The following is a 24,721-nucleotide window of genomic DNA, read 5'->3' as shown; positions in this document are numbered from 1 at the left end:
AAACACGGCGGTGAGCCACTCCGCGGCCGGAATCCCCGGTGGGCTGGCGGCAGGTCGGGAAGGTTAAGTGACGGCCGCCGGTAACCGTGGACATCATGAGCAGCCGGGCAACCATCTCCTCGATGTCCACGTACGCCATCCTTGGCTGCGGGAGCGTCGGCCACGCCGTCGCCGAGGAGTTGGTCGAACGAGGTAAAGACGTCCTCATTGTGGACCGTGACGAGGCCCGCGTAGAGGCGTTGCGCGACCAGGACTTGAACGCGCAGGTCGCGGACATCCGCGACGAGGAGGTCGCGGGACTGGTCGCGGACCGCGACGTCGTCCTCATCATGGCGTCGGACGTCGAAGCGAACGAGGCCGCGGTCGCGAACATCCGCGAGCGCAACGACGAGCAGTTCGTCGTCGTGCGCGCCAGCGACCCCGTGACCAGCGACGAGCTCACGGAGCTGGGCGCGGACGTCGTCATCAATCCGTCGTCGGTCATCGCGGACGCGGCGCTGCGCGCGCTGGAGTCCGGCGAACTGGAGTACAAGGCCCGCCAGCTCGCGGACGTCATCGAGGGCACGGAGAACCGGCTGGCCATCGTCACCCACGACAACCCGGACCCGGACTCCATCGCCGCGGCGGCCGCGCTGAACGCCATCGCCGACCACCTCGGCGTCGAGGCGGACATCCTCTACTTCGGGGACATCGGCCACCAGGAGAACCGCGCGTTCGTGAACCTGCTGGACATCGAGTTGACGCCGTACGCTGACGTTGACATCGACGACTACGACACGGTCGCGCTCGTCGACCCGGCGAAGGCCGGCGAGGTGTCGCTGGACCGCGAGGTCGACATCTTCCTCGACCACTACGAGGTCGACGAGGAGTTCGACGCGGAGTTCGCGGACGTGCGCCCGAACGTCTCCGCGACCTCGACCATCCTCACGAAGTACATCCAGGAGTTCGACCTCTCCGTGAGCCAGGAGGTCGCGACTGCCCTGCTGTACGGGATTCGCGCGGAGACGCTGGACTTCCGCCGGGACACGACGCCCGCGGACCTCACCGCGGCGGCGTACCTCTACCCGTTCGCGGACCACGACACCCTCGAGCAGGTGGAGTCGCCGAACATGAGCCCGGAGACGCTGGACGTGCTCGCGGAAGCCATCGCCAACCGCGAAGTCCAGGGGAGCCATCTCGTCTCGAACGCGGGGTTCATCAGCGATCGGGACGCGCTCGCGCAAGCGGCGTCCCAGCTGTTGAACCTGGAAGGGATTACGACGACCGCGGTCTTCGGCATCGTCGAGGACACCATCTACCTGGCGGCGCGCTCGAAGGACATCCGGCTGAACATCGGCCGCGTGCTCAGTGACGCCTTCGAGAACATCGGCGAGGCGGCCGGCCACTCCACGCAGGCCTCCGCGGAGATCCCGCTCGGCATCTTCACGGGCATCGAGGCCACCGAGGAGAACCGCGAGACGCTGCTGTCACTGACTGAGGAAGCAGTCACGCAGAAGCTCTTCGACGCGATGGGCGTCGAGTCCGAGAGCTCCAGCGGGTCGAACGGCAACTAGTTCTGGCGGCGTTAACCGACGGCTTTGATGAGGACGAACAGCGACCCGACCGACGCCAGCGTCGTCACAAAGACGTTCAGGGACGCGAATGCTTCGTCGCCGCCGAGTTCGTTCGCGAACACGTAGGTTGAGACGGCGGTCGGCGTGCCGAGCATCACGACAGCGGCGGTGAACGTCGCGGTGTCGACGCCCAGCAGCGAGAAGGTCGCCCACGCGATCGCGGGCATCAGCACGATTTTGAGTGCGACGACGGCGCCCGTTGCCCCCACGTCGACGTTCGGCAAGTCGATGTCCAGGGACGCGCCAACGCAGAGGAGTGCGATGGGGAGCGCCAGCGTTCCCAACAACTCCAGTCCCGCAGTCGCGGGCGTGGGCAGCGTGAGGCCGACCGAGCCGACGACCAAGCCGCCGACCAGCGCGAGCAGTACGGGATTGCGCGCGAGTTTCGCGACTTCCTCGGCGAGCGAGGCGTCGGCATCGCTGACGGTCGTGAGGACGAACACCGTCAGCGGCACCTGCACCAGCGAGCCGACGCCGAGCACGACGCTCGCGATAGCGGTCACGTCGTCGCTGAACGTCGCAGCGACCAGCGGCAGTCCGAGATAGCCCAGATTCGAGTGATAGGACTGCGTGACCGCCACGCTCCGGCGGCGGCGCTCGGACTGGTTTCGGTGGACAAGCCAGGCGACCGCGGCAGTCGCGAACAGCACGAACAGGACGCCACCGAAGAGAGCGGGAGAGACGAGTTCGGCGACGTCGCGGTCGTACGTCGACACGAACACGAGTGCGGGCAGCGCGACGTAGTACGCGGCGTCGTTGAGCCACTCGGTGCGGGTGGCGTCGAGGACACGTGCGAGCCGCAGCCCTGTCCCGACGAGCAGCAAGCCCAGCAACGCGAGCAACCGGCCAACGACTTCCATATCTCCGCTGAACGGATGCGGGGCCTTACGCGATTCGTCTCAGGACGCCGTTGCGAGTAGGCAGAGGTGGGCCGCTGGAACGGCTAGACGGCGAGTTCGGTGTCTTCGTTGGGGCTCTCGTAGCGCTCGATAACGTCGTTGATGAGGACCACGTCGCCGACTGCACGCACCCACCGATACGGGATGATGACGCCTTTCTTCCCAGTCTCGGTGTCTGCGAACAGCTGGGCGTTGAGCTCGCTGAGCGCGAGGCCGTTCACCACTTCCGTGTCGAGGTCCAGGCGGACGTCTTCGACTTCCCCGACGAAGACGCCGTTGTTCGAGTACACCTCGCGGCCGACGAGCGAGGTGATTTCGTCTGCTTCGGAGTCCATGTCGTGGTGAATGTCGTGGTGCCCCATAAGTCTTCGAGGCTTGCGTCCTACGGGCGTCCGACGCGGCTACTGGAACTGGTCGAGCACCGCGCCGAGTGCGTCGAGAGCGGGCGCGACTTCGCTGGGGTTGCGCCCGAGGCTCACACGGATGCGGTCGTCATCACTGAAGAACCGCCCGGGGACGACCAGCACGCCTTCCTCCCACGCGGCGGCCGCAAGCTCGTTGCCGTCGACGTTGTCGGGGGCGAGGAACGCGAACGTCGAGCCTTCCGCGAGGAACCCCGTCACGTCGTCGCGCTCCGCGAGGAACGCCTCGAACAGTTCGGTGTTCTCCGCGAGCAGCGTCCGCGAGCGCTCCGCGAGGTGGGCTTTGTTGTGGAGTGCGCGCCGGCCGAGCGCGCGACTGGTGTCCGCGACGCCGAGGAAGTGCATCGATACGGAGCGTGCGCGCTCGACGAACTCGCGGTCCGCGACGAGCCAGCCGATGCGGAGGTCGTCCAGCCCGAAGAACTTCGTCAGCGAGCTCGTGACGACGGTGTCGTCGAGGCCGACTGCGGTCGGGCCGCCGAACGGGCCGTCCCGGGGGTCGGTGACGTACGGCGCGTACACCTCGTCGACGAGCAAGCGCGCGCCAGCGTCGCTGGTGACGGCCGCGAGGTCCGCGAGCGTCTCACGGTCGGCCAGCGAACCGCTGGGGTTGTGGCGGTTGGTTACCGTGACGAGTTCCGTGTGATCGGTGAGCGCCTTCTCCGCGCGCTCGACGTCCAGCCGGTAGACGTCGCCGCGGAGGAACCGGTCGACTTCCGCGCCGAGCGCGTCGGGCGTCTTCACGAGCGGCTCGTAGCTCGGTTTCTCCACGAGCACGCGCTGTTTCTCTTCGGGTTCCGTGTCGGGGTCGAGGCCGAGCGTGGTCGCCGCAGCGACGACGTTCGCCATCGTCGCGCCCGGCGTCACCAGCACCTGCTCGGGTTCGACGCCGTACTCGCCGGCAATCTGGGTTTCGAGCGTCGCGCCCCTCGGTGGGTCGTCGAGGCCGTCCAGCGGCTCGGGGACGGCCTCGGGTTCGTGGTCGCGGTCGCCGCGCAGGTCGCTGGACGCGAGGTCGTACAGCGCAACCTCGGGACGTCCGGAAATCCATTCGAGGTACTCCAGCCGCGGGAACATATCCCCGACTCCGGCCTCTGGTGGGAAAGTAGTTATCGCTCGCGGCCACCACGGCGAGTGCCACGACCGGAAACCGTTAGGCCGCCCAACCCCGACTCGGGGGCGTGGACGACCTCGCCGACTGGCTCCGGGACCGCCCGCACTACGACGGCCAGCTGGTCGACGAGCGCACGCTCCCTGGCCGCGACGCGAGCACGCGGGACGTCGACCTCGAATCCCGGCTCGAATCCGCGCTCGCGGACCGCGGCATCGACGCGCTCTACGAGCATCAGGCCGACGCCATCGACGCGGTCAGGGATGGCGACGACGTGGTGGTCGCGACGCCGACCGCGAGCGGGAAGAGTCTCGCGTACACGGTGCCGGCATTCGAGCGCGCGATGGACCACGGCGGCCGCACGCTCTACGTCGCGCCGCAGAACGCGCTCGTCGCCGACCAAGAAGAGACGCTCTCCGAGCTCGCCAGCGACCTCGGGTTCGGGAGCCGCGTGCAGGTCGATACGTACACGGGCCGGCTCTCCCGCTCGGAGAAACAGGCCGTGCGGGATCGTCGGCCGACCGTCCTGCTGACGAACCCCGAGATGCTGCATTACGCGCTGCTCCCGCACGGCCACCGGCTCTGGGAGTGGTTCTTCTCGGGGCTGGAGACCGTGGTGCTCGACGAGGTCCACGAGTACCGCGGCGTCTTCGGCGGCCACGTCGCGCACGTCTTGCGGCGCCTCCGCCGAGTCTGCGAGCGATTCGATTCCGCCCCCGACTTCGTCTGTTGTTCGGCGACCATCGGCAATCCCGTCGAGCACGCGGCGCGCGTGACGGGCAAGCCCGAGTCCGGGTTCGCGCTCGTCGACGAGGACACCAGCGAGCGCGGCCCGCGGCACTGGCTGTTGTGGAATCCGCCCGAGGAAGCCGGCGGTGAGGGGCGGCGGCGCTCCTCGCACGTCGAGACGCGACACCTGATGGCGGACTTCGTGATGCGCGGCCACCAGACGCTGGCGTTCACGCGCTCCCGGCAGGGCGCCGAGCGCAACGCCACTGGCACCGCCGACGACCTTCGCGACCGCGGTGAACACGACCTCGCCGACGAGATTGCGGCCTACCAAGCCACGCTGACGGACGACCGCCGCCGCAGCCTCGAAGCCGGCCTCCACGACGGCAGCCTGCGCGGCGTCTGGAGCACGAGCGCGCTCGAGCTCGGCGTGGACGTTGGCGGCCTCGACGCCGTGTTGCTGGACGGCTACCCGGGCACGCAGATGAACACGTTCCAGCGCGCGGGCCGCGCCGGGCGTGGGACTGACCCCGCCGCCGTCGCGCTCGTCGCTGGCGAGGACCAGCTCGACCAGTACGTGATGAACCACCCCGAGGAGCTATTCTCCGAGGATCCCGAGGACGCCATCGTGGATCCCGCAAACGAACACCTGCTCGACCCACACATTGCGTCCGCGGCCCGCGAGAACTGGCTGTCCCCCGAGGATGACCGGTACTTCTCGCGGTTCCCCGAGCGCGTGCGAACACTCGAAAGCCGGGGCGTGCTCGAACGCCGCGAGACGGGGTACGGGACGCGCTGGACGTACGCGGGCGACGGCAGCCCCCAACACGAGATGAGCCTGCGCTCTATCGACGACCGCGAAGTCCGGCTGCTGGACCCCTCGGGCGACACGGTTGCGACGATGGAGTTCTCGGACGCGCTCCGGGATGCCCATCCCGGCGCCATCTACCACCACCAGGGCCAGCGCTACGAGGTCGTGGACCTCGATCTCGGCAACGACATCGCGGATCTCCAGCCGACGTACGCCGACCACTACACGCGCGTCCTCACGGACAAGGACATGCAAGTCCGCGAGGACCGCGAGGAGCGCGCGCCGTTCGCCCGCGACGACGTGGCCGTCCGGTTCGCGGACGTCACGCTCACCGAACAAGTGACGGGCTACGAGCGGCGCAACGCCAAGCGCGGCGAGTCGGAGGCGACCGTGAGCCTCGACCTCCCCGAGCAGACCCTGGAGACGCGCGCGCTCTACTACACGGTGCCAGCCGACATCGAAGCCGAGTTGCGTGCGGCGGGCGACCTGCCGGGCGCGATTCACGCCGCCGAGCACGCGATGATCTCGATGTTCCCCACGGAGCTGCTCTGCGACCGCGGCGACATCGGCGGGCTCTCGACGCCCGTCCACCCACACACGGGCCGGCCGACGATTTTTATTTATGATGGCTATCCCGGGGGTGTTGGGCTGGTGCGCGCGGGCTTCGACTCCGTTTCGGAGCTCGCCGAGCGCACGCTCGCGATGCTGGAAGCCTGCGCCTGCGCGGAGGGCTGTCCGGCGTGCGTGCAGTCCCCGCAGTGCGGGAACGCTAACGACCCGCTGGACAAACAGCTCGCGATCGAGTTGCTGGCGGCGCTCACCGGAGCGTGAACGCCGCCTCCGAGGCCGCGAGCGTGCACAGCGAGTGGTAGCGTAGGCCAGTCACAAGGGGGACGCTAACGGCCGCGAGTACGATGAACCCGACCAGCGCCGCGACCGCGACGGCAACGAGCGCGACCGGCGTAAGCGCCGCACCGAACACCGCGAGGCCGACGGGGATTGCGACGATCGCACCGACGAGACTGAACACGACGCCGGCGCCGACCAGGAGGACGAGTTTCACGAGGACGTACACGCCGAACTCGCGCCAGTCCGCACGCAGCGTCGGCCAGAAGCGCCGCCACCCGTCGAGGATGCCGCCGCCGTGTTCGGCCACCAGCGGGACGACGAACGCGGTGGTGAACTCCGCGATGAGCGCCGTACTTGCGCCAACGACGAGCAACAGCGGGACGGTGACGACGAGCGCGAGCAACCAGAGGACAGCGTCGGTTGCCGCGACAAGTGCCAGGGGGACGACGACGCCGGCGACCGCGAGCAGCATGACGGCTATGATGAGGAGGCGGAAGCCGAACAGCCGCAGCCCCGGGCCGAGCCGTCGTCGGAACGGCCCCAGAAGGCGGACGTTCCGCGACCGGAGCGCGTCCACGAGTACGAACTCCATGACTGACCCGATGAGGGCGAGCGCGAATACGACGACGACCGCGATCGCGAGCACGGAGAGCGCCGCGGCGACGAACGCCGGTCGCGTGACGGCGTCTCCATACTCGACGATGGCCTGTGGCGGCACGTCGATGGAGACGGTCGGCGTCTGTGGTGGGGTCAGTCCGGCGAACAGCGCGATGACCGCGAGGCGCGCCCAAATGCCGGCGTCGAACGGCACCAGCAGCGACGTCGTCTCGTCGAGCGCCTCGTCCAGCGACTCGACGGCGTACCAGGACATGGCTGCGTGTTCGACCCGGGCTGCGAAAAATGGGCGGCCGACACCTGTTGGCCGGCGCGCGGCCGGCCGCAACGGGAGCGTGGCGGCGAACACCCACGAAAGCTCTTTAGCGTGTCCGCGGCTAACCCTACGGTATGGCCCCAGCCGGCGACTCGGACGCCGACGAAACCGTCCTCTCTCCGGACGAGCTCGACATCGAGGCCCGGGAGGAGGTGGCGTCGATCGGGGAGGACCGGTACGTCATCGGCCCCGACGGCCCTCCAGACGCTCCGGAGACGGACGACGGTAGCGACAGCAGCGGTGCCGACACGAGTGACAGCGATGCTGCGCGTGAACCCGCGCAGGCTGACGCGGACGACGCCGAACAGGGATCCGAACAGGCATCCGAGCAGCAACCGGTGGACGACCCGGATGAGGACCGTGAACTCACGGGCAGGGACGTGAAGCGGTGGCTCGTCGACGAGCTCGACGAGCACGACAGCGAGTACGCCTACCGCATCGCCGCCAAGTCCGGCGACTCCGTCAACCACCAGCAGCTCGCGACCGACGACATCGGCGCGGCGTTCGACGGCCTGCTCGTCTGGTACGCCCAGCAGGTCGCAGCGGGGACGCCGGTCGACGAGGCGCTCGGCATCCTCCTCTCCGAGTCCAGCGTCCAGGCGCGCTATCCGACGTCGCGACTGATCGACTACCTGAACGCCAACGATCTCGGCCCCGACGATTCGATCCGGGAGCTCGTGGAGACCGTCTCGGACAACGACGGACTCGTTTTCCCGAAGCGCCGGTAGGCGTCCATTTTTCTGCGCTGATAACCGCCACGAAAGGGTTTTATCGGTGGTCGCCTGTTCTCACAGCCATGATGAATTTAGAGGGTGGCGAGCGACAAACGGACACGGCCGCGCACGTCGTCGAGTTCGAACTCGGCAACGAGGTGTGTGCGATCGACATCGACGCCGTCGACAGCATCGTCGAGTCCAAGCAGGTGACCCGCGTGCCGCGCGCCCCGGACGCCGTCGAGGGCGTGATGGATCTCCGTGGGGAGACCACGGCGATCGTCGACCCGCGGGAGTTTCTCGCGATCGAGGGCGACCTCGCGTCCGATAATATTCTCGTGTTGGACCGCGCCGACGACAAACAGAAGATCGGGCTACGGGTCGCGGAAGTGACGGAGGTCTCGGACTACCCCGAACTGCAGGTGGATACGGGCGACGACCTGACTCGTATCGGCACCGCGGCCGTCGAGCGCGATCTCGTGAAAGGCGTCATCCGGAAACTGGCCGAGGAGTTGGACGAGGACGAGGACATCGAGGACGCTGAAGTCGACCTGGTGTTGTGGCTGGATATCGACCGGTTGATCGACGCTGTCGCGGACACCGAAAACGCGGACAATCAGCACTGATAATCGGTGAGGAGGGTTTATTAGCCCCTTCCCCAAACGAGGGAAGCATGGCGAAGCAGGTCCTACTGGTGGACGACTCGGAGTTTATGCGGAACTTGCTCCGCGAGATTCTCGAAGAGGAGTTCGAAATCGCGGACGAGGCCGAGAACGGGGTCGAGGCCGTCGAGATGTACAAGGAGTACGACCCCGACCTCGTGATGATGGACATCGTGATGCCGATTCGCGACGGCATCGAGGCCACCTCCGAAATCAAGAACCACGACCCGAGCGCCCACATCATCATGTGCACGAGCATCGGGCAGGAGGAGAAGATGAAGAAGGCCGTCAAGGCCGGCGCGGACGGCTACATCACGAAGCCATTCCAGAAACCCAGCGTCATGGACGCCATCTCCGACGTCTTAGCGGCATGACGAAGGCGCTGGTGGTCGACGACTCGCACTTCATGCGGACGGTCATCAGCGACATCTTGGAGAACGGCGGCGTCGACGTCGTCGACACCGCGGCCAACGGCAAGCAGGCCGTCAAGAAGGTCGAGGAGCTCGACCCGGACGTGGTGACGATGGACGTGGAGATGCCGGAGATGAACGGCATCGAGGCCGTGGAGGCCATCACGGACCGCCACCCGACGCCGATTCTGATGCTGTCCGCGCTGACCACCGAGGACGCCGACGCGACCCTCGAAGCGATGGAGAAGGGCGCCGTGGACACGTTCGCGAAGCCCGGCGGCACCATCTCGACGGAGCTGTCGGGCCACAGCGAGGAGCTGGTCGCCGCCGTCGAGGACGTCGCCGCGGCGGACCCGACCGCGGGCCACGACGTCCAGCAGTCGGCGCCGACGACCAGTACGCCGGCGACCGACGCCGAGTACGTCGAGAACCCGACGCTGCTCATCGGGGCGTCCACGGGCGGCCCGAACGTCGTGGAGTCGATTCTGAGCGCGCTCCCCCGGGAGGCGAACTTCCGGGTGCTGATAGTCCAGCACATGCCCGACCAGTTCACGTCGCGGTTCGCCAACCGGCTCGACCAGACCAGCGAGTACGACGTCAAGGAGGCCGCGGACGGCGACCGCATCAGCGGCGGCGAGGGCTTGGTCGCGCGCGGCGACTACCACATGCAGGTGTCGGGGTACTCGAACGGCCGGCTGCGGGTGCGCCTCGACCAGAGCGAGCGCCGCCACAGCGTCCGGCCCGCCATCGACGTGACGATGGAGTCCGCGGCCGAACACATCACGGACCCGCTCGTCGCCGTCGTACTCACCGGCATGGGCACGGACGGCGCCGACGGCGTCCGCGCGGTCAAGGACGCCGGCGGCGCGACGTTCGCACAGGACGAAGCGACCAGCGCGGTGTTCGGCATCCCGGAGCGCGCCATCGAGACCGGCTGCGTGGACGAGGTGCTGCCGGCGGACCGACTCACCGAAGCAATCACCGACTCGATACGGAGGAGTACCTGAATGGACGATTACTTGGAAGCGTTCGTGCGCGAGGGCGAAGAACACGTAACGAATCTGAACAACGCGCTGCTGGAACTGGAGTCCGACCCCGGCAACGAGGAGGCGATGGACGCCATCTTCCGGACCGCCCACACGCTGAAGGGGAACTTCGGCGCGATGGGCTTCGAGGACGCCAGCGAACTCGCTCACGCCGTCGAGGACTTGCTGGACGCGATGCGGCAGGGCGACCTCGACGTGACCGGCGACCGGATGGACCGCATCTTCGAGGGCGTCGACGAGATCGAGGCGTGTCTGGACGAGATCGAGGCCAACGGCGAAGTCGAACGGGACGTCTCGGACACCGTCGAGTCCGTCCGCGCGGTCCTCGACGAGGCGGGCGACGAACCCGCCGAAGCGACAGAGGACGCCACCGAGGACGCCGCGTCGGCGCCCGGCGCCGACCCGTTCGCAATCGTTGACCGGGAGACGGTCGCGGACGTCGACCGGCGGGTCTTCCACGTCCACGTGGACATGGGCGACTCCCAGATGAAGGGCGTCGACGGGATGTTCGTGCTGGAGGCCGCTCAAGAGGAGTTCGACCTCCTCGGCACCGAGCCGAGCCCGGACGCCATCAACGACGGCGACTACGACGACGGCTTCGACCTCGTGGTCGCCAGCGACGTCGCCGACGTCGCCGCGACCGTCCACTCGTTCCCGAAACTCGACGACGCCACGGTCACGGAGCTCACTGACGACGCCGCCGCGGCCGAGGAGAGCGGCGACGCCGACGACGCCGGCGCCGAGCCGGAGCCCGCGGAGAGCGACGAGGAAGCCGCAGGCGCAGCCAGCGCAGACGACGGCAGCGAAGCGGACGACGGCAGCGAAGCGGACGACGACGGCGACTCCGCGATGGCGTCCACGGACACCGAGATTCAGTCCGTGCGCGTGGACGTCGACCAGCTCGACGAACTCCACGGGCTCGTCGAACAGCTCGTGACCACGCGCATCAAGCTCCGGCGCGGCATGGAGGGCAGCGACCGGCAGGTCGACGACGAGCTCGACGAGCTGGACAAGATCTCCGGGAGCCTCCAGGACACCGTGATGGACATGCGGCTGGTCCCGATGAAGAAGATCGTCGGGAAGTTCCCGCGGCTGGTCCGCGACCTCGCCCGCGAGCAGGACAAGGACATCGAGTTCGTCGTGGAGGGCGACGACGTGGAACTCGACCGCACCATCCTCACGGAGATCAGCGACCCGCTGATGCACCTGCTGCGCAACGCCGTCGACCACGGCATCGAGCCGCCGGAGGTGCGGGAAGCCAACGGCAAGGACCCCGAGGGGACGGTGACGCTGTCCGCGGAGCGCAACCGCGACCAGGTCATCATCCAAGTGCGCGACGACGGCGGCGGCATCGACCGCGAGCGCGTCCGCGAGAAGGCCGTCGAGAAGGACATCATGAGCCGGGAGGAGGCCGACGAGCTCACCGACGCGGAGGTCGAGGACCTCGTCTTCCACCCCGGGTTCTCCACGAACGACGAGGTGACCGACGTCTCCGGGCGCGGCGTCGGGATGGACGTCGTCCGCGACACGGTCTCGCGGCTGGACGGCTCCGTCTCCGTCTCCAGCGTCCCCGGCGAGGGGACGACGTTCACGATGACGCTCCCGGTGACGGTCGCCATCGTGAAGGTGCTGTTCGTGGAGAGCGGCGGCGAAGAGTACGGCATCCCCATCAAGACCGTCGACGAGATATCGCGGATGAAGCAGGTGAAGACCGTCGACGGCGAGGAAGTCATCACCTACGACGAGACGGTCTACCCGCTCGTGCGGCTCGGCGACGCGCTGAACGTCCCCGGCGACACCCGCGACGACGACGGGATGCTCGTCCGCATCCGCGACACCGAACGGCAGGTCGCGGTCCACTGCGACGACGTCCGCGGCCAAGAGGAGGTCGTCGTCAAGCCCTTCGAGGGCATCCTCTCCGGGATTCCGGGCCTGTCGGGCGCCGCGGTCCTCGGCGAGGGCGACGTGGTGACCATCCTCGACGTCTCGACTCTCTAACCATGAGCACGATGATAGACATCCGGCGGTTACAGACGGTGAACGAACTCGCCCGCGAGGGCGCCTCGACGGTCGCGGACAACCTCAGCCAGCTCACGGGCGTCGAGACGGAGATGGAGATCACGAAGATCAACGTCCTCGACGTCGAGGACCTCGGCGCCCACCTCGGCAACCAGAAGCAGGTCGGCGTCAACGTCCCGCTGACCGAGAAGCCCTACGGCTCCGTGCTCGTGCTGTTCGACGACGCGAGCGCGCGCCGCGTGGCCTCCACGATGATGGGCGGCATCGACAGCGACGGCGGCGCGTATAGCGACATGGAGCGCTCCGCGATTCAGGAGGTCGGCAACATCATGACCAGCGGGTTCATCGACGGCTGGGCGAACGTGCTCGGGCGCACCATCGACATCTCCACGCCGAACCTCTTCCGGGCCTCCGGCGACGACATCGTCGCGCACTGCGTGGACCCCGGCGAGCACGAGATCGCGATGGTGTTTGACGCCACGCTGTCGGCGCCCGACGCGGACATCGAGGCCAAGATTTACTCGTTCCCGGACATCGAGGAGTTCGTCTCGATGATAAACAGCATCTGATGCGCGTCGACCTCGACTCGCTGGCGTCGTTCAGCCACACGGGCGCGGAGGGCGGCCGGCGCGCCGCCGACGCGCTGGAGACGCTGACCGGCGTCCCCGCGCACTGCGAGCTCTCGCGGACGACGCTCGTGGACGCCGACGGCCTGTCGGCGTTCCTCGGGGACGCGGCGACCCGCATCGCGGTGCCGTTCGACGGCGCGCTCGCGGGCCGCGCGCTCGTCTCCTTCGACGAGCCGTTCGCCGCCCGGGTCGCCGAGGAGACCGGGATGGGCGGCGGCGCGCTCCCCGAGGTCGCGAACATCCTCACCAGCGGGTTCGTGGACGGCTGGGCAGAGGAAGCCGACGACACAATCGACATCCAGCCGCCCGAGCCCGCCGACGACGAGTCGCTCGTCGGTGACGTGGCGGTCGCCGACGGCGCCGCGTTCGTCTTCGAGAGCCGCATCGGCCTCGCGGGCGTCGACGGCGTCTGCCGGTTCGCGGTGCTGCCCGCGCCCGAGGAGTTCGTCGATTACCTCGCGGCCGACGACTCGCTCTCGCCGGACGCGCTCGCCGCGTACGCGCAGTTGACCGCGCAGAGCGCGGACGCGGTCGCCGACCACCTCGCCGCGATGACCGGCATCGACCCCGACGCCGTGGAGTCGCACTTCGACTTCGTGCCCGTCGAGGACGTGCCGTCGCTGCTCGACGACGCCGCCTACGAGGGTGCGGTCTTCGAGACCGACGGCCCCGTGAGCACGGTGCTGGCGGTGCTGTTCGACGAGAGTGAGGCCGGCGCCGTCGCGGACGCGCTCGTCCCCAGCGAGGACCCGGACGCCGACCTCGCGGAGAGCGCAATCGCCGAACTCGGGAACGTCACGGCGAGCGGCGTCCTCGACGGCTGGGCGAACGCCCTCGACACCACCATCGACGTCTCCACGCCGTCGCACGTCCACGACGACGGGCGCGCGGTGCTGGACACGGTGGCCGCGGCCTACGGCCGTCACGCCGACACCGTCGCCGTCGTGGACGCCACGGTCGCGCTCAGCGACGACCTCACGTGTCGCGTCTGCGCGTTCCCCAGTCCGGAGGACGCCGACACGGTCGCGGAAATCGCGGGCACGCTCTCCGCCGGCGACGCCGACCCCGACTTCCCGCCGGAGTACGGGGGTGACGGGACGTGAGCAGCGAGCCGCGGAAGGCCCGCGTGAGCGTCGCCGACTGGCGCGTGACCGACGGCGAGGACAGCCTCGTCACCAGCGGCCTCGGGTCCTGCGTCGCGGTCGCGGTGTACGACGAGGACGCGTCGGTCGGCGGGCTGCTGCACGCGATGTTGCCCGCCGCGCCGTCGCCCGCGGAGACCCCCGCGAAGTACGTCGACTCCGGGCTCGACGAGATGCTCGCGGCGATGTACCGCCGCGGCGCCGACCCCGAGAACGTCGCCGCGAAACTGGTCGGCGGCTCCGCGATGCTCGACATCTCCGTCGGCGAAGCCATCGGCGACCGGAACGTCGAGGCCGCAGAGCGCGCGCTCGACGACGCCGGCGTGCCCCTGCTCGCCAGCGAGACCGGCGGCAGCACGGGCCGGTCGGTGACCTTTTCCCCGGCGAGCGGTGACGTACGGATAGACCGCGTGGACGGGGTGGACGTGATTTGACAGACTTCGAAGACCTCCTGGCGTTCGTGGAGCGCGAGACGACGTTCGCGACCAGCTACTACGACGACGCCTACCTCGACCGCCGCGTCTCCGCGCGGATGCGCCGCCGGGACGCCGACACCTACGCCGAATACTTGGACGTGCTCCGCGAGGACCCAGACGAGCGCGCGGAGCTGCTGGACACCCTCAGCGTCAACGTCACGCAGTTCTTCCGCGACCGGAAAGTGTGGGCCGCGCTCGAAGACGTCCTCGTAGAGACCGGCGACGACCAGTCGTCGGTCTCCATCTGGTCGGCGGCGTGCGCGGACGGCCGCGAGCCGTACTCGCTGGCGATGCTCGCGCTCGACGCCGGCCTCCCGCCGCGGGACGTGGACATCCTCGCCACCGACATCGACGAGGACGCCCTCGACCGCGCGCGGCAGGGCTTCTACCAGAGCACGCGCACCGCGGACATCCGCGAGCAGCTCGGCTTCCTCGACGACCCGATGGCGTACGTCGAGCAGCGCGGCGACGAGGGGTTCGTCGTCGCCGACCACGTCAAGGACCTCGTGACCTTCGAGCGCCACGACCTCATCACCGACGACCCCAAGTCGGGCTTCGACTTGGTGTGCTGCCGGAACGTCTGCATCTACATCGACAAGCAGTACAAGCGCCCCATCCTCGACACCGTCAGCGCGTCGCTGCGCCCGGGCGGCCACCTCGTGCTCGGGCAGACGGAGACGCTCCCCAGCGGCGTCAAGGAGCGCTTCGAGGCCGCCGACCCCCGCATCCGCATCTACCGGCGGCTCCCCGAGGCGTGACTCCGGCGAGGAGTAACGCTTATTCTACCTGACTGACCAACTACTGGTAACTACGAGGGGGTCATGTCGGAATCAGCCATCGCGGACTTCGTCACGTCGTTCATCCCCGACACGGCCACGCACGCCGAACCCGTGCGCGGGCGCGTCGTGATGAGCAAGCGCCGCATCGTGCTCGCCACGGACAGCGACCGCACCACCATCCCCCTCAAGGGCGTCTTCGACGTCCAGCACGACGCCGCCCCGGGCGACCTCGCGGAGTTCTTCGACGACACCGTCACCGTCGCCTACGAGCGCGACGGCGAGCGCCACGTCGCCGTCATCGAGGGCGCCGGCGACACCGTCGAGCGGTTCGTCATCCTCGTGTTCAAGGGCCTGCTGAACGGCTCGAAGGTCCACGTCAAACACCCCGCGCGCCGCGGCGGCCGCGTCACCGACCAGCCCTTCGAGTCGGCGAAACTGTCCGTCTCCCCCGGCACCGTCGAGTTCCGCGGGGCCGCCGACGCGGAAATCGACGCCTCCACGGTCACGCACTTCGAGCGCGTCGAGCGCGAACTCGGCGGAACCACGCGCCCGCTGCTCTCCGTGCGCCACATGGGGACGACCGGCGCCGTGACGACCGAACTCGCGCTGGACTCCGGGCGGAAGATGAACCTCCTCGGGCGGTTCATCCGCCTGCGGTACACCCACCTCAAGCAGGAGCTGGCGGACGTCGAACTCACCAGCGAGGAAATCGAGGCGCTGGTCGCCATCTACTCCAGCGGCCCGGACGCCAACCTCGCGACCGTCCTCGGCGTCGACGCCAGCCGGCTCACGATGTTCCTCAACGACCTCATCGACAAGGACCTCGTCCGCGACGACGACGGCGTCCACCTCACGTCAATGGGACGGGCCGCCGTCAGCGAGCACATCGAAGACGTCAACATGTGAGCGGGCGCTCCGGCTCGCTCACTCGACTCGCCACAGAACTGGCCGCTACTCCTCGTTGATGGCTTCGCTGGCGATGTTGCGGCCGCGCGTCTTCATCGTGACCTCGCGGCGCTTGCGCACCTCTTCGAGAACGTCCACCTCGATGAGCCGCTCGAAGATGGACTCGACCTCGTCGACGTCCATCCCGAGGAAGTCCGGAATCTCGAACGACGACACCCCCGAGTACAGCGCCATCAGCACGCGCTTCTCGGTCTCCGAGAGGTCGACGGCGCCCTGGCTCTTCTCGGCTTCCTTCGTCAGCAGCGACTCCAGAATCGAGCAGGTGTGCGAGTCGCTGGAGAAGTACGTCTGCACGCTCGTGTCCTCGACGGTGTGTTCGACTTTCAGCACGGGGCTCTTCTCGCCCTGCACGTCCAGCGAGGCAGCTTCCGCGGAGCCGACGTCGTCTAAGTCCACGGAGACGAACGACCCGCTCTGCATCGCGACGCTCAACTGGTCCTCGTCGACCTTGATGCGCGCGCGCTCGAAGGACTCGTCCTGCACGACCCCGCCTTTCACCGCGGGGTGTTTCACGAGCAGCTCCGTCTGGTCGAGCAGCGCGCCGTAGAGCTTGGTCTCGAACTGTTCGGTGTTCTCCCCCATCGAGACCAGCACGACGCTCTCGGAGCTCATCCGGATGCTCACGTAGTCGCTGACCTGCGCGACCGTCTGGTTGACGTCGTGGCGGCCGCTGAGCCCCGACACCTCCGACAGCGGGAGGCTGCGCTTCCCGTCGTTTCCCGCGAGGACGACGCGCTTGTTCGACAGGAGGATGCGGCCGTTCGTCCACTCCGCGTCCTTCATTCGACGGCCGTCCTTGACTGCCTGCAGGAACTTCCCCGCGCCGTCCGCAATCTTGTACTCGGACTCGCTCATTCCGCCTCCCCGTGCGGACGTGCGGGCGTCCCAACCCCGTCGTTTGCGTGCCGGCCCGACGCGTCCGTACTCATTACTTGCGGAACTTATTCCGCTGGCGCATATAACGTTTTGCGTGCGATTCTCGGATTTGAAATCGGGACACGTGAGAGGGTCGGTCGCGTCACCCGTTCGTCACGAGTGGCCGCCGAGCTTCGAAATCGCGGAGAACGCGCGCCGCCGCACCTCCGCGTTCTCCGTCTCGTCGACGAGCTTCTCCAGTCGCTTGCGCGAGCGCTCGCCGCCGACCTTCCCGAGCGCGAACGCCGCCATCGCGACCGCGTCCTCGCCGTACTCATCGGTCTCGATGACCTCCAGCAGCGCGGTCTCGACCATCCGCCCGCCGATTTCCGCCAGCCCCGTCGCCGCGAACTGCGAGATGAGGTCGTCGTCCTCCCCGAGCACGTCCCGCAGCGCTTCGACGGCGTCCATCTTCGTGGACTTGTCGCCCGCGACGCGGCCGAGCATCCACACCGCGTTCCGGCGCTGGTGAATCTGGGTGCCCTCCTCGATGATTTCCACGAGCGACGCCACGATGGAGGCGTCGCTGCGCGCGGCCATCCGGTCGACGATGGTCTCGCGGAGTTCGTGACTGCGGTCCGGCGGCACGTTCGACAGAATCTCGATGAGCGAGAACACCGCCGCCCGGCGCACGAGGTCGCTCTCGTCGCCGAGCCGCTCGACCAGCGCGTCCACGGGCTTGGCGTTCTCGAACTGCCCCAGCGAACTCACCGCGGTCCGCCGCATCTCCTCGCTGTCGTCGTCCACGACCGACAACAATCCTTGGAGGGCGGTCGGGCCGTTCAGCCGGCCGAGCGCCTCCGCGGCCTCCCGGCGCACGCCCAGCGGCTGTCCCTCCAGATGGTCGACGAGGACGCCCGCGACCGACGGGTCCTCGATGCGGCCGAGCGCGCGCGCAATCCGCGCGCGCACCTCCGGGTGGGGTTCGGCCTGCAGTCGCCGAGCGAGCGGCTTCGCCGCGTCCTCGACGCCGAGCAACCCCAGCACGTTCGCCGACGCCATCCGCAGCTCCACGGTGTCGGCGTCCAGGCTCTCCACGAACGCCTCCGCCTGCGCCCACGTCGCCCCCGACTCCGGGACGGACTGCCCCAGTCCCTCCATCAGGGCCTCCACGGCCTCCTGTTGCGTGAGCGCGTCGATGGCCGCCGCGCGGACCGTAGGGTCCTCGTCGCTCATCGCCTCCACGAGCGCGTCCAGCCCCTCCGACTCCGGCTCGTCGAGGTTCCCGAGAATCTCGGCTGCGCGGCGCCGAACTGTCTCCTTCTCGCTCTCCCGCAGCAGTTCGACGAGCTTCTCGACGTCCCCAGAGCGTTCGAGCCCGTACAGCGATGGCACTACCACACCGGTACGGCAAGAACGTATAAGTCGGTGTTGGTGGGCGCCAGCGCGGTCTGGTTCGCTGGCTCACGCGGTCACCGCCGACCGGTCGACGAAGTGCGGTCCCAAGGAACATATACCCGCAGTCGCCTACCCGGGCGCATGAGTGAAGACGACGGTTCGGCGCCGAACGACTCCCCCGGGAGCGACGGCGGGGACGACTCGACGCTCGGCCTGTCCCGGCGGACGATAGTCGTCGGTGCCGCCGGCATCGGTCTCGGCTCGGTACTCGGCGTCGGCTACGCCGTGCTCGGCGGCTCGAACGACGGCGACCAGCAGACGCGGACCGTCGAACCGGAGGAACCGAACGAGGACGGCACGGCGTCGCTGGCGGAACTCCATTACATCCTCGAGAACAGCGGTGCGGAGAACGCCCGCCTCGATGTCACCGAGTTCGTCTACCAGCGCGACGAGGCGGCGGTCCGGGTCTCGTATCGGACCCGCGCCGACGAAGTAGAAGACGTGCCCCCGCAACGCCAGCACGTCCGAGAGGTCGGACAGATGGTGCGCATGTACGCCGAGTACGTCGCACAAAGCGGCGACGAAGCCGACGTCGTCCACGCTCACATCGAGAACCCCAGCGAGCCCGCCGAACAGCCCGACGGCTACCTCGTGCGCCGCGAGTGGGTCGAGAAGTACAACAGCGGCGAGTGGGACGGCAACGAGACGCTGAACACCGTATTCGGCAGCTCCTACACGGACGAAGCGCTCGAAAACGAGAGTGCGAGCAACTCTACGACTGCGGACCCGACGAACACCTCCGAGTAGCGGCGTTCGCTTGGAACTGGTTCTGCTGTCGCTGTTCGACTGTTACTGACGCGCGCAAAAAGTGGAACGGAAAGTCGACCGAAACCTATTACAGCTGAACCGTGCTGCCTTCGTCACCGACGAGCGAGTCAGGCACCTGCAGGTTTGCGTACCGCTGCGAACCGGATTCCGTCGTAATCGTTAGTTCGACGTTTGCGCTCTCACTGAGGAGCCCGAGCTGGCTGTTGTCGTACGTTCCACTGGAATTGAGGGCAGCAGTAACGGGCTGGCCGACCCCAGTATCATTGTAGGCCTGCTGAAGCGGGATGATGAGTTCATAGCGATCGCTTTCGGAGGTCATCACCGTGTCGTCACTTTCTGCAGTAATCTTCCCGACGAAGTAACCGGGTTCACCGTTCCCGTCTGCTTTGATTTGGTCCGGGCTTCCAGAATTGTCTACGGTAATTGGTGCCTCAGCCTCACTTGCGTGGACAAGGTTCGCGAAGGAATCCCCGCCGACGTACTGAATGCTCAGACCCGAGAGGTCAATGTCGCTGGCTCCCGGTGACTTCTGAACAGCCAGGCGGATAGTGTGGGCCTTCGGCGTGTCGGTCGTATTATTGAAGTCCGTGAAGTTCTGAACAGTCGACTGATCAGTCGTATTGGCGACGATCTGCGTTGTTCCCGACGTGTTCGCGATATCGCCGACTGCGCCGATGACGTTGATGTTGTTTGCGACCTGGTCGGTACTGTCTTGGCCGGTGTCCTCGGCCTGCGTTTGGAGGACACCAGCGGTGTTGATGAGGACGCCGGCGGCGATCGCGGCGACTAGGACCATCGCGATGAACACGATGAGCGTCCCGATCCCCACCTGACCGCGGGCGTCTTCGTCGTTGATGAATTCAAACATTATTCTGGATTAGAGTTGCACCGAGCTGCCACCCTCACCGATGAGGGAGTCCGGAACCTGGAGGTTCGCGTACCGCTGCGAACCGGATTCCGTCGTAATCGTTAGTTCGACGTTTGCGCTCTCCTCGAGGAGGCCAAGGTCACTGTTGTCGTAGCCCTGGTAATTCGAGTCCGAGTTATTAATCGGTTCGACGCTGCCGATATGCTGGCCCGCTTCAGTGGTACCAGTATCGGTGACAGCACTCGAGTTGTAGGCCTGCTGGAGCGGAATGACGATTTCGTAGCGGTCGCTCTCGCTGGTCATCACAGTGTCCGTCTCTGTGTCAGCCGTAATCGCTTGCACGAAGTACGCAGACGTGCCTTCGCCCTTCACCCACGGACCATCAGTTAAGCTATTGGATGCGTTAATCGCGGGCGCTTTCGCTTGAGTGTGGTGGATCAGGTTCGCGAAGGAATCCCCGCCGACGTACTGGATGCTCAGGCCGGAAAGATCGATGTCACCGGCGCCGGGCGACTTCTGGACGGTCAAGCGGAGCGTGTGGACCTCCGAGTCACTAAGTTCTGTGTTGAAGTCGGAGATATTGTTGCTAGCGTTGACGATCGCAGTATCAGTTGCACTCGCGTTCGCAACATCACCGACTGCGCCGATGATGTTGACGTTGTTTGCGACCTGGTCGGTACTGTCTTGGCCGGTATCCTCGGCCTGCGTTTGGAGGACACCTGCGGTGTTGATGAGGACGCCGGCGGCGATTGCGGCGACTAGGACCATCGCGATGAACACGATGAGCGTCCCGATCCCCACCTGACCGCGGGCTTCCTCGTCGTTGATGAATTCAAACATTATTCTGGATTACAGCGTGACCGTGCCACCCTCGTCACCGACGAGCGAGGACGGGACGCGGAGGTTCACGTAGCGCTGCGAACCCGAGTCAGTCGTGACGGTCAGCTCGACGCGGTCACTCTCTTGGAGGAGATCGAGGTCCGTGTTGTCGACGTCCATGTTAGAGAGGTTCTCCTCGATGTCCGCGCCGGCCCCATATGTTGCTGTGGTGACCTTTTCACCCTTGTAACTAGTCTGAATCTCGCTCACGCCACTGTCAGTGCTGTTGTTCCAGTAGGTTCCGGTCGGGATGACAATCTCGTAGCGGTCGCTCTCGGAGGTCATCACCGTGTCTTCTTCGGTTTCAGCGGTGATAGCCTGCACGAAGTAGACGTTGGAGACGTTTCCGTTTTCAGCAGTGTCGTTCTTCTCGCTAATGTGGACGAGGTTCCCGAATCCATTCGGGCCGACGTACTGGATGCTCAGTCCCGAGAGGTCAATGTCACCGGCACCCGGCGACTTCTGGACCGTCGTGCGGATCTCGTAGATACTCGTCTCGGTAACGTCGACGTTATCGGCATCGGCGTCGTTTACTTCGCCGACTGCGCCGATGACGTTGATATTGTTCGCGACCTGATCGGTACTGTCTTGGCCGGTGTCCTCGGCTTGGGTCTGGAGGACACCAGCGGTGTTGATGAGGACGCCGGCAGCGATCGCGGCGACTAGGACCATCGCGATGAACACGATGAGCGTCCCGATCCCCACCTGACCGCGGGCTTCCTCGTCGTTGATGAATTCGAACATTGTTGTTGTCTGCCCCGTTCCCGAGCGGGACTGCTGGGGCTCACCCTCAACGAATCCGGACCTATACTAAAAGGTACGCCCCCGGTTATCAGCCGTGAAAAACGCAGTAGCAGTCCGCTAACAGCTAAACGCCCGGAAGTCGTGTTCGCACACATGAGCGATGGGCTCGACTTCGAGGCGGTCAGGCACCGCCTGAAACTGTTGCGGGACGCCGGCGACGAACGCATCTTTGAGAACCGGGGTGACGTGGCGTGTCCGGTCTGCGGGGACGCGTTCACGGAGGCCTTGGAGACCACTCGGCGGACGTGCCAGCTGTCGCCCGGTCCGTCCGTCGACGTCTGCATCGTTCGGGAGCCAGAACGCACAATTGTTTTCACGCACGCGTAGCGGGCGCGATTATACGAATTGGTAACCGTGGGGGAAACCTTTTATAGCTACTTGGCCCGTCTTGGGCCACGAATGCTGGGTACGCTTCGAAAACTACTCGGCCGGGGGTCGGAGCAGCCGGCGACGGACGGCGGCACCGACACTGGCCAGTTCTCCTTCGGCGATCAGGACAGGCACGCGGCGGCGGTGCGGGACGGCTACGAGGTCGAGGGGGCTCGCCTCGACCCGGGGCTCCCCGACGAAGCCCACGACCACCTCGGGGGGCTGCTCGACGAGACCGGCCCGGAGGCCGCGACGTACGTCCCCGCCTACGAGGCGGCGGGCGTCGACGCCGCGGAGTTCGTCGCCGCACACGAGGCCGCCGTCGACGGCGTCGTGCGTTCGGTGTTCGACCGGCTCCGCGATGAGGGACTCGACGAGCAGTCCCTCGATCGCGCGGAAGCCGAGTTGCGGATGGGACTGGACGCCGTCGTGGAGGACGCCGCGGCGGGCGTCGAGGCGTTCGGCGGCGAGAGCGGAGACGAACTGAACGTCGAGGACGACGAGCTGCTTGACGGCGTCGGCGTGCCGGTGTTCATGCTGGACGCCGAGGGGGAGGTCGTCGCGTGGAACGACGCGCTCGCGGAGCTCACGCAGTGTCCCGCCGAGGAGGCCATCGGCATGAGCAACGCCAGCGAGGGGTTCTACCCTGACGGGCGTCGCGTGCAGACGCTCGCCGACAAGGTCATCGAAGCGCCCGAGACCGCGGACCGCGAGTTCGGCGTCGACCCCGCCGACGCCACCGACGGCGGCTACGTGGACTCCAGTACGATGGTGACCGCGGACGGCAAGGAGCGCGAAATCCGGTTCACAGCGACGCCGATATTCGACGACGGTGAACTGGTTGCCGTCGTCGAGACAGTCGAAGACCGCACCGAGGACGTCCGTCGCACGGAAGCCGTCGAGGACCTCGTTGCGGAACTCAGTTCGACCATCGACGCGCTGTCAGCGGGCCACCTGGAGCAGCGCGCGTCCTTCGAGCGCGACGGCGTCATCGACGAGCGCCTGCTCGGCGTCGTCGACGACCTGAACGGGATGGCCGACGAGTTCGAACGCCTCGTCGGACAGGTCGACGGGCGGACGCAGGAGCTGGCGACGTCGATTCGACGCGCGACCGAGGACGCCAACGAGATCGCGGAGACGGTCGACGAGCAAAACGAGATGCTGTCGGACGCCGCCAGCGAGATGCAGAACTTCTCCGCGAGCATGCAGGAGGTCGCGGCCAGCTCCGACCAGGTGGCGGCGGCCGCCGAGCAGGCCCAGACTGCCGCGGAGAACGGGCTGGACGCCAGCGAGGGCGCGAGTCAGGCGACCGACGAGGTCATCGAAATCAGCGACGACCTCGTGGACAGCGTCTCCGAGCTCGAGGAGAAGATGGATGAGATCGAGGACGTCGTCGACGTCATCGCGGAGGTCGCCGACCAGACGAACCTGCTGGCGTTGAACGCGAACATCGAGGCCGCGCGCGCCGGCGAGGCCGGCAGCGGGTTCGAGGTCGTCGCCGACGAGGTCAAGCAGCTTGCCAACGAGACTCGCGAGCACACCGAGCGTATCGCGGGCAGCATCGACGACGTCCAGCAGCAGGCCAACGAGACGGTGCTAGCCGTCGAGGAGTCCCACGAGCAGATTTACCGCGCGGGCGACGAAATCGACGACGCGCTGACCGCGCTCGAAGAGATTGCGGACGCGGTCGACGAGGCGGCCACGGGAATTACGGAGGTCGCGCGCGCGAACGACGAACAAGCTAACACCGTCGAGGACGTCATTGTTACCATCGAGGAAGTCCAAAGCCAGGCCGAACAGGCTGCGGACGCGTCCCAACGCATCGTCGAGGCGACCGACGAGCAGTCCGAGGCCGTGCGCGACCTCGACGACACCGTCGACCAGTTGACGTCGAGCGACGAGCAGCTCACCGAGGAGACCCAACGATGACCCTGAACCCACGAGAGTACGACCCCGAGGAGTTGCGCAGTGCGGCCCGACAGAGCGACGGCCAGAACATCCGCGAGCTCAAAGAGCGGCTCACCGAGCACGAGCAGACCGCCGACGAGGCGATCCGGTCGAGCCAGCTCAAGCAGCTGCTGTTCATGCACTCGAGCGCGAGCGAGGAGAATCTCCAGCGGCCGTACCTGGAGACGATGCCCGGGAAGTACGCCGCCGAAATCACGCTGTTCGAGTGGCTGGAGTTCCTGCTGGAGCGCGGCGGCGTGAAGCGCTCGCTTGACGCCATCGACTACTACGAGTCCATCGGGTGGGTCGGTGAGAACGCCGCGGAGGAGCTGCGCGACCACGTCCGCGGGTTCGCGGGGCCGGCCGACGAGGAGGCGCACTCGGACTTCGAGATGACCGACCACGTGCTCAGTCTCGTGTTCATCGCGCGGCTCTCCTCGATGGAGTAGTCGGTCAGTAGGCTCTCCTTTCAGCGTTCGTACAGTCCGCTCGCGCGCTCTCGACTCCGCTCGCCCCGTCGTAGCCTGACTCAGGCGCCGCGATACCAATTGTTCGTTTTGAGAACT

Annotated in this window: 25 protein-coding genes; 16 read left to right on the top strand and 9 right to left on the bottom strand. The window is 67.1% G+C overall.

Features of this window, described 5'->3' with window-relative positions; all coding sequences use genetic code 11:
- Positions 1-95: 95 nt before the first annotated feature.
- Complete coding sequence (locus ABSL23_RS10770) at positions 96-1,553, top strand: DHH family phosphoesterase (RefSeq protein WP_353633741.1); 1,458 nt, start codon at positions 96-98, stop codon at positions 1,551-1,553.
- A gap of 11 nt (positions 1,554-1,564) precedes the next feature.
- On the opposite strand, the gene ABSL23_RS10765 is transcribed toward ABSL23_RS10770, so the two are convergent.
- The 3 genes from ABSL23_RS10765 to ABSL23_RS10755 form a co-directional block, all read right to left on the bottom strand.
- Positions 1,565-2,473 carry an AEC family transporter gene (locus ABSL23_RS10765; RefSeq protein WP_353633740.1) on the bottom strand — a complete coding sequence of 303 codons (909 nt, stop codon included), beginning with the start codon at positions 2,471-2,473 and terminating at the stop codon, positions 1,565-1,567.
- 83 nt (positions 2,474-2,556) lie between these two features.
- The gene (locus ABSL23_RS10760; protein WP_353633739.1) at positions 2,557-2,847 is read right to left on the bottom strand and encodes a PRC-barrel domain-containing protein; all 291 of its coding nucleotides are present in this window, start codon (positions 2,845-2,847) and stop codon (positions 2,557-2,559) included.
- 66 nt (positions 2,848-2,913) lie between these two features.
- A complete protein-coding gene (locus ABSL23_RS10755) occupies positions 2,914-4,011 on the bottom strand; it encodes a pyridoxal phosphate-dependent aminotransferase (RefSeq protein WP_353633738.1) in 1,098 nt (365 codons plus the stop codon).
- Positions 4,012-4,115: 104 nt separating this feature from the next.
- Between ABSL23_RS10755 and ABSL23_RS10750 the strand changes: the two genes are divergently transcribed.
- On the top strand, positions 4,116-6,416 hold the full coding sequence (locus tag ABSL23_RS10750) for a DEAD/DEAH box helicase (RefSeq protein WP_353633737.1): 2,301 nt from the start codon (positions 4,116-4,118) through the stop codon (positions 6,414-6,416).
- On the opposite strand, the gene ABSL23_RS10745 is transcribed toward ABSL23_RS10750, so the two are convergent.
- Positions 6,403-7,305 (bottom strand): hypothetical protein, encoded by a 903-nt coding sequence (locus ABSL23_RS10745; RefSeq protein WP_353633736.1) that lies wholly within the window; start codon positions 7,303-7,305, stop codon positions 6,403-6,405. The genes ABSL23_RS10750 and ABSL23_RS10745 overlap by 14 nt on opposite strands.
- Before the next feature lie 134 nt (positions 7,306-7,439).
- Between ABSL23_RS10745 and ABSL23_RS10740 the strand changes: the two genes are divergently transcribed.
- The 10 genes from ABSL23_RS10740 (at position 7,440) to ABSL23_RS10695 (ending at position 16,147) form a co-directional block, all read left to right on the top strand.
- Positions 7,440-8,093: a hypothetical protein gene (locus ABSL23_RS10740; protein WP_353633735.1), complete on the top strand. Its 654-nt coding sequence runs from the start codon at positions 7,440-7,442 to the stop codon at positions 8,091-8,093.
- A 68-nt stretch (positions 8,094-8,161) separates the two neighbouring features.
- Entirely contained in the window at positions 8,162-8,704 is a 543-nt protein-coding gene (locus tag ABSL23_RS10735; protein WP_353633734.1) for a chemotaxis protein CheW, read from the top strand.
- A gap of 47 nt (positions 8,705-8,751) precedes the next feature.
- Entirely contained in the window at positions 8,752-9,114 is a 363-nt protein-coding gene (gene cheY, locus ABSL23_RS10730; RefSeq protein WP_059056592.1) for a chemotaxis protein CheY, read from the top strand.
- Positions 9,111-10,157, top strand: coding sequence for a protein-glutamate methylesterase CheB (cheB, locus tag ABSL23_RS10725; RefSeq protein ID WP_353633733.1), 1,047 nt, complete (start codon positions 9,111-9,113; stop codon positions 10,155-10,157). Before cheY ends, cheB begins: the two co-directional genes overlap by 4 nt.
- On the top strand, positions 10,158-12,194 hold the full coding sequence (gene cheA, locus ABSL23_RS10720; protein WP_353633732.1) for a chemotaxis protein CheA: 2,037 nt from the start codon (positions 10,158-10,160) through the stop codon (positions 12,192-12,194). It abuts the gene before it with no gap.
- Between the two features lie 2 nt (positions 12,195-12,196).
- Entirely contained in the window at positions 12,197-12,784 is a 588-nt protein-coding gene (locus ABSL23_RS10715) for a chemotaxis protein CheC (RefSeq protein ID WP_059056589.1), read from the top strand.
- Positions 12,784-13,947, top strand: a complete 1,164-nt coding sequence (locus tag ABSL23_RS10710; RefSeq protein ID WP_353633731.1) for a chemotaxis protein CheC — start codon at positions 12,784-12,786, stop codon at positions 13,945-13,947. Before ABSL23_RS10715 ends, ABSL23_RS10710 begins: the two co-directional genes overlap by 1 nt.
- Positions 13,944-14,420: a chemotaxis protein CheD gene (locus ABSL23_RS10705; RefSeq protein WP_353633730.1), complete on the top strand. Its 477-nt coding sequence runs from the start codon at positions 13,944-13,946 to the stop codon at positions 14,418-14,420. The genes ABSL23_RS10710 and ABSL23_RS10705 overlap by 4 nt, the downstream gene beginning before the upstream one ends.
- On the top strand, positions 14,417-15,220 hold the full coding sequence (locus ABSL23_RS10700) for a protein-glutamate O-methyltransferase CheR (RefSeq protein ID WP_353633729.1): 804 nt from the start codon (positions 14,417-14,419) through the stop codon (positions 15,218-15,220). Before ABSL23_RS10705 ends, ABSL23_RS10700 begins: the two co-directional genes overlap by 4 nt.
- A 63-nt stretch (positions 15,221-15,283) precedes the next feature.
- Positions 15,284-16,147: a CheF family chemotaxis protein gene (locus ABSL23_RS10695; protein ID WP_353633728.1), complete on the top strand. Its 864-nt coding sequence runs from the start codon at positions 15,284-15,286 to the stop codon at positions 16,145-16,147.
- 45 nt (positions 16,148-16,192) lie between these two features.
- On the opposite strand, the gene cheF1 is transcribed toward ABSL23_RS10695, so the two are convergent.
- Both cheF1 and ABSL23_RS10685 read right to left on the bottom strand, forming a co-directional pair.
- On the bottom strand, positions 16,193-17,062 hold the full coding sequence (gene cheF1, locus ABSL23_RS10690) for a chemotaxis protein CheF1 (protein WP_353633727.1): 870 nt from the start codon (positions 17,060-17,062) through the stop codon (positions 16,193-16,195).
- 174 nt (positions 17,063-17,236) lie between these two features.
- The gene (locus ABSL23_RS10685) at positions 17,237-18,457 is read right to left on the bottom strand and encodes a HEAT repeat domain-containing protein (protein ID WP_353633726.1); all 1,221 of its coding nucleotides are present in this window, start codon (positions 18,455-18,457) and stop codon (positions 17,237-17,239) included.
- A 144-nt stretch (positions 18,458-18,601) separates the two neighbouring features.
- Between ABSL23_RS10685 and ABSL23_RS10680 the strand changes: the two genes are divergently transcribed.
- The gene (locus tag ABSL23_RS10680; RefSeq protein WP_353633725.1) at positions 18,602-19,267 is read left to right on the top strand and encodes a hypothetical protein; all 666 of its coding nucleotides are present in this window, start codon (positions 18,602-18,604) and stop codon (positions 19,265-19,267) included.
- Positions 19,268-19,355: 88 nt separating this feature from the next.
- Here ABSL23_RS10680 and ABSL23_RS10675 read toward each other — a convergent pair whose 3' ends face one another.
- Genes ABSL23_RS10675 through ABSL23_RS10665 form a run of 3 tightly spaced genes read right to left on the bottom strand, consistent with a single transcriptional unit; the run spans position 19,356 to position 21,779 of the window.
- Complete coding sequence (locus tag ABSL23_RS10675) at positions 19,356-20,156, bottom strand: archaellin/type IV pilin N-terminal domain-containing protein (RefSeq protein ID WP_353633724.1); 801 nt, start codon at positions 20,154-20,156, stop codon at positions 19,356-19,358.
- A gap of 9 nt (positions 20,157-20,165) precedes the next feature.
- Positions 20,166-20,996 carry an archaellin/type IV pilin N-terminal domain-containing protein gene (locus ABSL23_RS10670; protein ID WP_353633723.1) on the bottom strand — a complete coding sequence of 277 codons (831 nt, stop codon included), beginning with the start codon at positions 20,994-20,996 and terminating at the stop codon, positions 20,166-20,168.
- A gap of 9 nt (positions 20,997-21,005) precedes the next feature.
- Positions 21,006-21,779: an archaellin/type IV pilin N-terminal domain-containing protein gene (locus tag ABSL23_RS10665; RefSeq protein WP_353633722.1), complete on the bottom strand. Its 774-nt coding sequence runs from the start codon at positions 21,777-21,779 to the stop codon at positions 21,006-21,008.
- A 153-nt stretch (positions 21,780-21,932) separates the two neighbouring features.
- On the opposite strand from ABSL23_RS10665, the gene ABSL23_RS10660 reads away from it, so the two are divergent.
- From ABSL23_RS10660 to ABSL23_RS10650, 3 genes are all read left to right on the top strand, one after another.
- Entirely contained in the window at positions 21,933-22,166 is a 234-nt protein-coding gene (locus tag ABSL23_RS10660) for a flagella cluster protein (RefSeq protein WP_353633721.1), read from the top strand.
- A 72-nt stretch (positions 22,167-22,238) separates the two neighbouring features.
- Positions 22,239-24,137, top strand: a complete 1,899-nt coding sequence (locus tag ABSL23_RS10655; protein ID WP_353633720.1) for a methyl-accepting chemotaxis protein — start codon at positions 22,239-22,241, stop codon at positions 24,135-24,137.
- On the top strand, positions 24,134-24,604 hold the full coding sequence (locus tag ABSL23_RS10650; RefSeq protein WP_059056576.1) for a FlaD/FlaE family flagellar protein: 471 nt from the start codon (positions 24,134-24,136) through the stop codon (positions 24,602-24,604). The genes ABSL23_RS10655 and ABSL23_RS10650 overlap by 4 nt, the downstream gene beginning before the upstream one ends.
- Positions 24,605-24,721 lie beyond the last annotated feature (117 nt).

The organism is Halobacterium sp. NMX12-1 (assembly GCF_040435975.1).
Lineage (GTDB): Archaea > Halobacteriota > Halobacteria > Halobacteriales > Halobacteriaceae > Halobacterium > Halobacterium hubeiense.
The sequence above is the reverse complement of the archived record's forward strand: the minus strand, read 5'-3'. Positions and strand labels throughout refer to the sequence as shown.